At 65.2% G+C, this 11,206-nt stretch carries 10 protein-coding genes; 1 reads left to right on the top strand and 9 read right to left on the bottom strand.

What is annotated here, in order from left to right; translation table 11 throughout:
* Positions 1–21: 21 nt before the first annotated feature.
* The 3 genes from VM621_RS14985 to VM621_RS14975 all read right to left on the bottom strand — a co-directional run bounded on the left by VM621_RS14985 (position 22) and on the right by VM621_RS14975 (position 2,534).
* Positions 22–780: a siderophore-interacting protein gene (locus tag VM621_RS14985; RefSeq protein WP_325469757.1), complete on the bottom strand. Its 759-nt coding sequence runs from the start codon at positions 778–780 to the stop codon at positions 22–24.
* A complete protein-coding gene (locus VM621_RS14980) occupies positions 777–1,388 on the bottom strand; it encodes a PadR family transcriptional regulator (protein ID WP_325469756.1) in 612 nt (203 codons plus the stop codon). The genes VM621_RS14985 and VM621_RS14980 overlap by 4 nt, the downstream gene beginning before the upstream one ends.
* A 177-nt stretch (positions 1,389–1,565) precedes the next feature.
* The gene (locus tag VM621_RS14975; protein ID WP_325469755.1) at positions 1,566–2,534 is read right to left on the bottom strand and encodes a thioredoxin family protein; all 969 of its coding nucleotides are present in this window, start codon (positions 2,532–2,534) and stop codon (positions 1,566–1,568) included.
* Positions 2,535–2,650: 116 nt separating this feature from the next.
* Here VM621_RS14975 and VM621_RS14970 point away from each other — a divergent pair, with 116 nt between their 5' ends.
* Entirely contained in the window at positions 2,651–4,168 is a 1,518-nt protein-coding gene (locus tag VM621_RS14970; protein ID WP_325469816.1) for a fumarate hydratase, read from the top strand.
* A gap of 341 nt (positions 4,169–4,509) precedes the next feature.
* Here VM621_RS14970 and VM621_RS14965 read toward each other — a convergent pair whose 3' ends face one another.
* From VM621_RS14965 to VM621_RS14940, 6 genes are all read right to left on the bottom strand, one after another.
* Complete coding sequence (locus tag VM621_RS14965) at positions 4,510–5,544, bottom strand: acetate/propionate family kinase (protein ID WP_325469754.1); 1,035 nt, start codon at positions 5,542–5,544, stop codon at positions 4,510–4,512.
* Entirely contained in the window at positions 5,541–7,910 is a 2,370-nt protein-coding gene (locus VM621_RS14960) for a phosphoketolase family protein (protein WP_325469753.1), read from the bottom strand. The genes VM621_RS14965 and VM621_RS14960 overlap by 4 nt, the downstream gene beginning before the upstream one ends.
* Before the next feature lie 76 nt (positions 7,911–7,986).
* Positions 7,987–8,439, bottom strand: a complete 453-nt coding sequence (locus VM621_RS14955; protein ID WP_325469752.1) for a nuclear transport factor 2 family protein — start codon at positions 8,437–8,439, stop codon at positions 7,987–7,989.
* Positions 8,440–8,457: 18 nt separating this feature from the next.
* Positions 8,458–9,423 carry an aldo/keto reductase gene (locus VM621_RS14950; RefSeq protein ID WP_325469751.1) on the bottom strand — a complete coding sequence of 322 codons (966 nt, stop codon included), beginning with the start codon at positions 9,421–9,423 and terminating at the stop codon, positions 8,458–8,460.
* Positions 9,420–10,523 (bottom strand): type III polyketide synthase, encoded by a 1,104-nt coding sequence (locus VM621_RS14945; protein ID WP_325469750.1) that lies wholly within the window; start codon positions 10,521–10,523, stop codon positions 9,420–9,422. The genes VM621_RS14950 and VM621_RS14945 overlap by 4 nt, the downstream gene beginning before the upstream one ends.
* Positions 10,524–10,587: 64 nt before the next feature.
* Positions 10,588–11,157 carry a hypothetical protein gene (locus VM621_RS14940; protein ID WP_325469749.1) on the bottom strand — a complete coding sequence of 190 codons (570 nt, stop codon included), beginning with the start codon at positions 11,155–11,157 and terminating at the stop codon, positions 10,588–10,590.
* Positions 11,158–11,206: the final 49 nt, after the last annotated feature.

Raw genomic sequence — 11,206 nt, 5'->3', positions numbered from 1 at the left:
CGTGATCCGCCGGCCATGCGCTCAGTTGGCCTGCCAATACCCGGTGGCTTTCACCCAATCCTTGTCTATGCCGCGCTTCTCGACCAGCAGCGAACGCAGCGTGCGAGCACGCGTGGACTCCACGGCAACCCACCAGAACGTATCACCGGGCGGTATCGGCAGTGCGGCGAGGGCCTCGTCCATCGATGGCGACTCACCGCGAACGAACCATCGCACATCACGGCGAAGCGACTGCTTCTCCGCGAGTGAGGCGATCTCGGCAAACACGGTCACGGGGACGGTCGAGGGCATTTCCTCCAGCCAGCGACCGATCGCGGGCAGGGCGGTTTCGTCGCCGACCAGGACGTAGTGGTCGTAGTCGTCGGGGATGACCATGGATCCACGCGGGCCGCCGACGCCGACCGTGTCGCCGACCTTCACCGATTCCGCCCAGGTCGATGCCGGGCCTTCGCCGTGCAGCACGAAGTCGAGATCGAGTTCGTTCGTGGCGGCGTCGTAACGGCGCGGGGTGTAATCGCGCGCCGGCGATGGGGTGACGCCTTCGGGGTAGACCGGGCCGTCCGGGCCCATGGTCGGATGGTTGATCGCGCCATCTTCGACGGGGAGGAAGACCTTGACGTGGTCGTCCGGCGAAGCGGAGACGAAACCCTTGAGGTCGTCGCCGGTAAGCGTGACGCGAACCATGTGCGGCGTGAGCCGCGTCACCTGCTTCACCTCGAGCAGGCGCATCTTCAGTTCATGGCGCACGCGCTGGATGGCGTGCCGTTCGGTCGCACTCATGCGTTGCGCTCCGCGATGGCTTTCGCGGCGGCGGCGATGATGCCGGCGACACGCTTGGTTTCGGCATCGTCCCAGCTCTTGTGGTGGTTCATGAGCTGGTGCTTGACCGTGTGCATGGCTTCGCGGATGGCGTCTGGCACACCCATGCGGCGCATGTGCCGGGACATCACCTGCAAGCGTTCGGTGAGGGCTTCGAGCGTGTCACGGTTGTCCTGGAGGAATTTGCTGCCCGCTTCGGTGATCGCGTAGAGCTTCTTGCCGCCGGTCTCGGCTTCCACGCGGGCGTAGCCCAGCTCTTCGAGCATGGTCAGGGTCGGGTAGATGGCGCCTGGGCTGGGGCTGTACTGGCCGTCGAACATCTCTTCGATGGTGCGGATGAGTTCGTAGCCGTGGCGCGGCTGTTCCTCGATCAGGGCCAGGAGCAGGAGGCGCAGGTCGCCGGTGCCGAACATGCGGCCGCCGCCGAAACGCCCGCCGCCGCGCCCGCCGCGCATACCGTCACGGTCGTCGAAGCCGAACGGGCCGCTGCCGAAGCGGCCGCCGCGGCCCATGGCCATGGCAGCCATCTGTTCGTGGAAACGGTGCCTGGCGTGATGGAAAAAGTGCATGCGTGTTCTCCGATGTATCGTACGTAGTGATCGTACGATATATCTTAAGAAACACTCTTGGCAATAGCCTCCGACTCGGCCGCTCTGTGGGGGGAGCCGCTTTGGCGGCGATTTCAGGGGTGTGTCGCGAGCGTTTTGTCGCCGCTGAAGCGGCTCCCACAAGGGGGGGGCGGGGTCTTAGCCGAAGGTGAAGGTGAACATATGGAAATTGGCCTTCGGGATCGTGATGGTGAGGACGTGATCCTTGTAACCGTCGCCGTCGAACAGGGTGTACAGCTTGCTCGCCTGCACCGTGACGGGTGGCTGGGGCTTGCCGTCCACGGCCACTTCCACGGCGATCGGATCGTTGGCGCTGGCAACCATGTGGACCTTCTTCGCCTTGAAATGCAGGCGGATCTCGCCGCCGGCGCCGACCAGGCTGGCGTTGTCGCGACCGATCTCCCAGCGCCCGACCAGGGCGAACTTGTTCAGCTCCAGGCGCGAGGGGGCGGTGAAGGCGCGCGTGCCGGTGTCCTTGCCCTCGGGGCTGGCGTTGTTCTCGCTGCGGTCGGCGCCGAAGTACATCTCCGGCGAGCCGAGTTGGGCGAAGTCCGGCGCATCCTTGTCGGTTTCCGCCGCGGCATCTGCCAGGCGGGGCAGGCCGAGCAGGGTGCGAATGGCGTTTTCCATGTCCATGTAGTTGCCTTCGCCGTAGTGGTGGGCGACGACGTTGCCGCGCTGGTCCACCAGGTATTCGGCCGGCCAGTATTTGTTGTCCCAGGCGTCCCAGGTTTCCAGGTCGTTGTCCTGGGCCACCGGGTACTTGATGCCGAAGCGGGCGATGGCATCGCGCACGTTGCCTTCCTGCTTCTCGAAGGGGAATTCCGGCGAATGCACGCCGATCACCACCAGGCCCTTGTCCTTGTACTGGTCGTACCAGTGGGTGACATGGGGCAGGGTGCGCAGGCAGTTGATGCAGGAGTACGTCCAGAAATCGATCAGGACCACCTTGCCGCGCAACCCTTTCATGGTCAGCGGCGGCGAGTTGTGCCACTTGGCGATCCCGGCGAACTCGGGCGCGGTCTGGGCGGCCGTCGCCGTGCCGGCCGCGGCCAGGGAGGCCAGGGCAACGCACAGGGCGAGGAAGACGAGGCGGATCTTGCGCATGGAAACTCCGTGTTTTTCGGGTTGCCGGGAGTAGACCGGCCATCATCCCGGCACCTTACACCGGCAGGTGCGCTAAAATGCCCGCTTTGCCAGCCTCGCGAGCCAGCCGCAGCGCCATGACCTCGATCAAGCAGGACGACCTCATCCAGAGCGTCGCAGACGCCCTCCAGTACATCTCGTACTACCACCCGGTCGACTACATCCGGAATCTCTCCGCCGCTTACGAGCGTGAAGAGTCGCCGGCTGCCAAGGACGCCATCGCCCAGATCCTGATCAACTCGCGTATGTGCGCCGAGGGCCATCGGCCGATCTGCCAGGACACCGGCATCGTCACCGTGTTCCTCAAGGTGGGCATGAACGTGCGTTGGGACGACGCCACCATGGGCGTCGAGGACATGGTCAACGAAGGCGTGCGTCGCGCCTATAACCATCCGGACAACAAGTTGCGCGCCTCCGTGCTCGCCGATCCGGCGGGCAAGCGCATGAACACGCGCGACAACACGCCGGCCGTGGTCAATGTCTCCATCGTGCCCGGCGACACCGTCGACATCATCGTCGCCGCCAAGGGCGGCGGTTCGGAAGCCAAGTCCAAGTTCGCCATGCTCAACCCGTCCGACTCCATCGTCGACTGGGTGCTTAAGACGGTGCCGACCATGGGCGCCGGCTGGTGCCCGCCGGGCATGCTCGGCATCGGTATCGGCGGCACCGCCGAGAAGGCGATGCTGCTGGCGAAGGAGGCGCTGATGGAGCCGATCGACATCGTCGACCTGATCGCCCGCGGCCCGTCCAATCGTGCCGAGGAACTGCGTCTGGAGTTGTACGAGAAGGTCAACGCCCTCGGTATCGGCGCGCAGGGCCTGGGTGGCCTCACCACCGTGCTCGACATCAAGGTGAAGGACTACCCGACCCACGCGGCCAACCTGCCGGTCGCGCTGATCCCGAACTGTGCCGCCACCCGCCACGCGCACTTCGTGCTCGACGGCTCGGGCCCGGTCGCGCTGGATCCGCCGTCGCTGGAAGACTGGCCGAAGCTCACCTACGACTCGTCCAAGGGTCGTCGCGTGAACCTCGATACGATCACCCGCGAAGAAGTGCAGAGCTGGAAGCCGGGCGAGACCATCCTGCTCAACGGCAAGCTGCTCACCGGTCGCGACGCCGCGCACAAGCGCATGATCGACATGCTCAACCGTGGCGAACAGCTCCCGGTCGACTTCACCAACCGCTTCATCTACTACGTGGGCCCGGTGGATCCGGTGCGTGACGAAGTCGTCGGTCCTGCCGGCCCGACCACGGCCACGCGCATGGACAAGTTCACCCGGCAGATGCTCGAGACGACCGGCCTGCTGGGCATGGTCGGCAAGAGCGAGCGTGGTCCGACCGCTATCGAGGCGATTCGCGACAACAAGGCGGTCTACCTGATGGCCATCGGTGGCGCCGCCTACCTGGTGTCGAAGGCGATCAAGGCGTCGCGTGTCCTGGCCTTCGAAGACCTCGGCATGGAAGCGATCTACGAGTTCGAAGTGAAGGACATGCCGGTGACCGTGGCTGTCGACAGCGCCGGTTCGTCGGTACACCTGACCGGCCCGAAGGAATGGCAGTCACGGATCGGCAAGATCCCCGTGGTGGTCGTTTAAAAGCATCGCCGGTGGTGCCAACTGTCTGTGGGAGCTGTGCGTGCCAGCTGGCCGTTCCAGCTGGCCGTTAGAGCTGTCTGTGGTAGCTGGCCGTGGGAGCTGTCTGTGGGAGCCGCTTCAGCGGCGATGGCCGCGAAGCGGCCGTAAGGGTGCGGCGAGCACCCATTCGCCGATGAATCGGCTCCCACATTGAGCATCGCCGATGAATCGGCTCCTACAGAGAGCATCGCCGATGAATCGGCTCCTACACAGAGAGCATCGCCGATGAATCGGCTCCTACAGAAAGCGCATTGGCGATGCATTGGCTCCTGCAGAGTCGGCTTCTGCCGGGCACGAGTTGGCTAGCCGGCCAGTTTCCAGGTGTGGCGGGCGATCTGTTCATCCTCTTCGGTGGGGATGACGCGGGAATCGAAGTCGCCGATCCACTGCAGGCCGGCGAGGATGGCGTCGCGGGTGACTGCGTCGTTCTCGCCGATGCCGCCGGTGAAGACCAGCAGGTCGATGCCACCGAGCGAGGTGATCATCCCTGCGATGTGCTTGCGTGCCACGTGCACGAAGACATCCAGCGCAAGGCGCGAAGCCGTGTTGTCCATGGTATGCAGCTCGCGCATGTCGCTCGTGCCGCCCGACAGTCCCTTCAATCCCGACTCGCGATCGACCAGGGTTTCCAGACGCTTGGCGTCGAAGTCGCGTTCGCGCATCAGGTAAAGCAACACGCCGGGGTCGAGATCGCCCGGGCGGGTGCCCATCACGATGCCGCCGGTCGGCGTGAGCCCCATCGTCGTATCGATCGACTTGCCATCGCGCACCGCACACAGGCTCGCGCCGTTACCCAGGTGCGCGATCACCAGCCGGGACGGTAGCGCCGCGCCGAGCTGCCGCACGATCGACTCGTACGACAATCCGTGGAACCCGTAACGCTCGATGCCGCCCGCCCGCAGGTCCGCCGGTAAGGGCAGGGTGCGGGCCACCTCGGGCATGGTCGCGTGGAAGGCGGTGTCGAAGCACGCGACTTGCGGCACGCCGGGGAAGGCAAGACGGCAACGCTTCACCATCTGCACGGCCGCCGGAACATGGAGGGGCGCGAAGGCGCGCGCCTCGTCGAGGTGGACCATCAGCTGCTCGTCGATGCGCGCATGCGCGCGCACGTTCGGGCCACCATGCACGAGGCGGTGGCCGATCGCATCGGGTGGCGGCAGCCCCCGGTCGCGCAGGCTGCCGACGATGGTCGCGATCGGGTCGCTGCCGGCGCCCGCCGATTCGGTCTGCTCGGTCAGTAGGGCTTCGCAGGTGTCGCCATCCACCCGATACAGCCCATACTTCAGCGAGGAGGAGCCGGTGTTGAGGGCGAGCACATGGCCCGCGACGCCGCTCACCCGGCGGTCTCCTCGGCCTGCCACTGCCAGTCACGCACGTCGGGAAGATCCTGGCCGTGCTCGCTGACGTAGAGCTTGTGGCGCTGGATGTCGGACCAGTAACGCTGCGTGGCTTTCTCGCGTTCGCCGGCGAAGCGCGGCACACGATTGATGACGTCGAGCGCGAGCTGGAAGCGATCCATGTTGTTCAGGACCATCATGTCGAGCGCCGTGGTCGTCGTGCCTTCTTCCTTGTAGCCGCGCACATGGATGTTGTCGTGGTTGTGCCGGCGGTAAGTGAGCTTGTGGATGATGCCGGGGTAGCCGTGGAAGGCGAAGATCACCGGTTTGTCCTTGGTGAACAGGTCGTCGAATACGTCGTCGTCCATGCCGTGCGGATGCTCGTCCGGCGTTTCCAGCGACATCAGGTCGACGACGTTGACCATGCGGATACGGATGTCCGGCACGTATTCGCGCAACAGCATGATCGCCGCGAGCACTTCCACCGTCGGCGCATCGCCCGCGGAAGCCATCACCACGTCGGGATCGTCCTGGCCGCGGCTGGCCCACGACCAGATGCCGGCGCCGGCGGTGCAATGCCGCACCGCGCTTTCCATGTCCAGCCACTGCCAGTCCGGCTGCTTGCCGGCGATGATCACGTTGACGTAATGCCGGCTGCGCAGGCAATGGTCGGCCACGGAGAGCAGGCAGTTCGCGTCCGGTGGCAGGTACACGCGGACGATCTCGGACTTCTTGTTCGCCACGTGGTCGATGAAACCCGGGTCCTGGTGCGAGAAGCCGTTGTGGTCCTGGTGCCACACGTGTGAGCTGAGCAGATAGTTGAGCGAGGCGATCGGTGGCCGCCACGACATCGTGCGGGTCACCTTCAGCCACTTCGCATGCTGGTTGAACATCGAGTCGATGATGTGGATGAAGGCTTCGTAGCAGGAGAAGAAACCGTGCCTGCCGGTGAGCAGGTAGCCTTCCAGCCAGCCCTGGCACTGGTGCTCGCTGAGCACTTCCATCACTCGGCCGTCCGGTGAGAGGTTCTCGTCCACCGCTTCGTACTCGGCCAGCCAGGTCTTGCCGCTGGCTTCGTAGACGGCTTCGAGTCGGTTCGACGCGGTCTCGTCGGGGCCGAACAGGCGGAATGTCTGCATGTTCTGCTGCATCACGCCACGCAGGAACTTGCCGAGCACGCGCGTGGCTTCGGCCTTGTGATCGCCGGGTTTCTTGACGTCCTCGGCGAAGGGGCGGAAGTGCGGCATGTGCAACGGTTTCAGCAGCAGGCCGCCGTTGGCGTGCGGGTTCATGCCCATCCGTCGCTGGCCACGCGGCGCGAGCGAGGCGAACTCCTCGCGGAAGCGGCCATGCTCGTCGAAGAGTTCGTGCGCGTCGTAGCTCTTCATCCAGTCTTCGAGGATCCGCAGGTGGCCCTCCTTGTCGAACTTGTCGATGGGCACCTGGTGCGCGCGCCACGTGCCTTCCACCGGCTTGCCATCGACCACCTTCGGGCCGGTCCAGCCCTTGGGGCTGCGCAGCACGATCATGGGCCAGCGCGGGCGCCTGGCGTCCGCGGCCTTGCCTTCGCGGGCTTCGGTCTGGATGCGCTTGATCTCGTCCAGGCAGGTGTCGAGCGCCGCGGCAAACGCCTGATGCATCGGTTCGAACTCGTGGCCTTCGACGAAGTGCGGCTCGTAGCCGTAGCCGCGCATGAGGTCGCGCAGTTCCTCCGGCTCGATGCGGGCGAGCACCGTGGGGTTGGCGATCTTGAAGCCGTTGAGGTGGAGGATCGGCAGCACCGCGCCATCGCGCACGGGATTGAGGAACTTGTTCGAGTGCCAACTCGTCGCCAGCGCACCGGTTTCGGCCTCGCCGTCGCCGACCACGCAGCTGACGATCAGGTCGGGATTGTCGAAGGCCGCGCCGAAGGCATGGGACAGCGAGTAGCCGAGCTCGCCACCTTCATGGATCGAGCCCGGCGTTTCCGGCGCGACATGGCTGGGAATGCCATACGGCCAGGAGAACTGGCGGAACAGCTCGCGCATGCCGGCCACGCTGCGGTCGATATGCGGATAGATCTCGGTGTAGGAACCTTCGAGGTAGGTGTGCGCCACCAGGCCGGGGCCACCGTGGCCGGGGCCGATCACGTAGATCATGTTGAGATCGCGCTCGACGATCGCGCGATTCAGGTGGGTGTAGATGAAGTTGAGGCCGGTGGTGGTGCCCCAGTGGCCCAGAAGGCGGTGCTTGATGTGCTCCTTGGTCAGGGGCTCTTCGAGCATGGGATTGTCACGGAGGTAGATCTGGCCAACGGTGAGGTAGTTGGCGGCACGCCAATAGGCGTGCATGCGGCGTAGGAGGTCGGGCGCAAGCGTCTCGGACATGGGTAGGACTTCCAGGCGGCGGGTTCGCCCTCCAGCCTAGGCGGTACGGGATTGCGTGGGCGTGAAAGAACGGGCCTTATTTGCGTCGCTCGACCGCTCTCGAGGGTCGCACCCATTCGTGCCGATCGGGACCTTTGCCCTGCATGAAGGCATCGAGGGCTTCGATGTCGTAGGCATTCTCCCAGTGCTCGAGGATGCGTCCGTCACGAAAGCGCCATAAACCGCAGAATGGCATGGCGATCTCGCTATCGTCGCGCCTCGCGCGAATGCTCCCTAGCACGGCACCGAAATAATCGTTGGCGACGATGCTCTCGACCTGCATCGTCAGTGTGTCGGCGCTGTCGCGAAGCAACGCATGCATCTGCTTGAGGACGGCCGCCTTGCCGCGAAGGGGCGCAAGCGTGGGCCCGGCGCTGCCGCTGCGCTGGGCCAGGTGCAGCACGATATCGTCGTCGGCATACCGGTCGATCTGGCGGAGGTCGTCGTAGACGTCGGCGAGCATGGCGATGTTGGGATGCAAGCTGGACATGGCGGCACCTGGGCGATATCAGCGGGCGGCGACCGGGGGCGCGTCGCGAACGGGGCGCCAGCCGGGCAAGCCGACACGGTCGACGGCCTCGGCAATGGCGCGTACTTCCGGTGGATCGAGGGCCACGGCCGAGGCGGCGGCATTCTCGTTGAGATGCCGCACCGAGGTGGTGCCGGGAATCAACAGGACGGCCGGCGAGCGGTTGAGTAGCCAGGCAAGGGCGAGCTGCGAGGGCGTGATGCCCCATCGTTCGGCGATCGGAGCCAGCGGACTCTCGGCGCCGACCAGCCCGCCGTGACCGAGCGGGAACCAGGGGATGAAGGCGATATGGTTGCGTGTCGCGTACTCCAGAACCTCATCGTCCGCGCGATCGGCGACGTTATACAGATTCTCGACCGCGACGATCCGTGCCGTTCTCTGCGCTTCGAGCAGTTGTGCGATGCTCACGCCGGGCTGGTTGGAAAGACCGATATGGCGAATCTTGCCCTGCTCCTGCAGCCGCACCAGTTCGCCGAGGCTCTCCGCGAGCGGCACGTTCGGATCGATGCTGTGCAGTTGGTAAAGGGCGATGCTGTCCACTTTCAGTCGGCGCAGGCTCAATTCGACCTGCTGGCGCAGGTAGCGGGGGTCGCCAAGGGGCTGGATATAGGGCGCGCCAGGCGCGTCGTGGATCCAGTCCAGCTCGCCCGATCGCAACATGCCGCCCTTGGTGCAGATCACCAGGTCGTCGGGGTAGGGATACAAGGCCTTGCGAATGATCTCCTCGTTATCCCCCGGGCCGTAGGCGTCGGCCGTGTCGATGAAGTTGATGCCCAGTTCGTACACCGCGTGGCGCAGCACCTGGATCGCGTTGCGTTCGTCGGCGGGTGGTCCCCACATGCCGTAACCGGTGAGGTGCATGGCGCCATATCCCATCCGGTTGACCTTCAGCTCGCCGCCGAGGAGAAAGGGCTGGGCGCAGGCGCGCAGTTCGTGGTTGCTCATGTCGTCGCTTCCTTGCCGATAAGGTGATGGCTGCGTGGCTTACGGCTCGCGGATGGGCCAAACCAGGTGCCGAGGGTGATCTCGGCAGTGATGCCGGGGCCGAATCCCGCCATGAGGCCGCGAGCGCCCTGGGCAACGCCGCCCGCCTCGAACAGCCGGCCAAGCGCGTCCAGCACGACGGCGGACGCGATGTTGCCGTACTCGGTCAGTGTGGCCCTGCTGTGGCGAAACATCCCCGATTCGACACCGAGGAAATGCGACAGATCGTCCAGGATGCGCGGGCCGCCGGCATGGACGATATAGAAGTCCAGAGCGCCGGCGTCCCATCCATACTCCGCCGCTACCGAGCGGAGCTCCGGGGCGAGCTGTTCCATCGTGCCCGGTACGCGACGGTCCAGTTGGAAGTGAAAGCCCGTCGCCTTGACGGCGTAGGAAATCCAGTCTTCCGTGTCACGCACCAGCCGAGATCCATTGCCGAGCACGCGCAGCCCCGAGCCGCCGTTCCCGCGAACGACGGCTGCGGCGATGGCGTCGCCGAACAGGCCATTCGAAAGCAGGTTGCCGACGTCCAGGTCGGTCGGTTGATAGCAAAGGGAACAGAATTCGCATGCCACGACGAGAACATGTGCGCCGGGGTAGGCGAGGCAGAAATCGTGGGCACGATTGATCGCCGCGCCGCCGGCGGCGCAGCCCATCTGCGCGATGGGCAACTGGCGCGTATCGCTGCGGAATTCCAGCTCGTTGATCATCCAGGGGATCAGCGAGGGCATGGTGAAGCCGGTGCAGGAGACGAACACGATCGCATCGATACGATCGGCGGCCAGTTCGGCGTGGACCAGCGCGCGTGCGACGACGTCGGGCAGGCGGGCCTTGGCCTCGCGCACGTACACCGCGTTGCGTTGTTCGAAGCCGGGATGTTTCAGCGTGGTCTCGATGGGCTGGACCAAGTGGCGCTTGGCCACCTGCGTGTTCTTGATCAGGCGCAGTACCAAGGGCAACTGATCGTGGCTTGCGTGCAGGTCGCGTGCCAGACGCAGCGTGTCATCGAGGGTGATGACGTGCTCGGGGACGGCGACCGCGGGGCGGCAGAGGGTGACCATGGCCGAACTTCCTTGTCGATGCGTCGGCCCGGCCACTTCCCTGGCCGGGCCGGATGCCGCTATGTCACAGGACGACGAGCGTGGCCAGACCGCTGGCGTTGGTTACGCCATTGGGCGAGGCACACTGGCCGTTCAGCGTAGCGGCAAGATTTGCCAGAATGAACTCCGACGTTGCCCGGTGGCCATTGAAGCGTCCGGAGGTGATGCTTCCGGTCGCGGTAATCACCAGGTTGCCATCGACCGGTACGGCGGTCGCGGTGAAGTTGAAGGTGCTGGTTGCCGGCGCGCGCCCGTCGGCCCAGTCGATCGTCCACGTGGTCGGCTCGGTCGAGAAAAGGTTCACGCATGAGAACGGAGCGGTGAATTCCGCGTGGGACGATGCGGTTGTGCTGAGGGGTAGTCCTAACTGAACTTGCACGCAACTCCAGTCCGTGTCCGTCGTCACAACGTGCTGCTCAACCGCGTTGGTGACGCCTGGTGACCAGCTGGCCCTATGGCTGCCCACGGCGCAGACGGCGGCGTTGGCATGGGCTGCCGAAGGTACGGCTACTGCCAGTGCAATCCCCAACAGGGCCATCAGCAGGAGCAGGAAGCGTGATCCGTGACGCGGCGGGAGGCTACGTGATGTCGACATGGCTATCTCCTTGTCCAAGTGATCGAGGCCGAAGACTCGATGTTTCCCC

This window comes from Luteibacter sp. (assembly GCF_035539195.1).
Classification (GTDB): domain Bacteria; phylum Pseudomonadota; class Gammaproteobacteria; order Xanthomonadales; family Rhodanobacteraceae; genus Luteibacter.
Note: the sequence above shows the minus strand (reverse complement) of the source record. Positions and strands in the feature narration are given on the sequence as shown.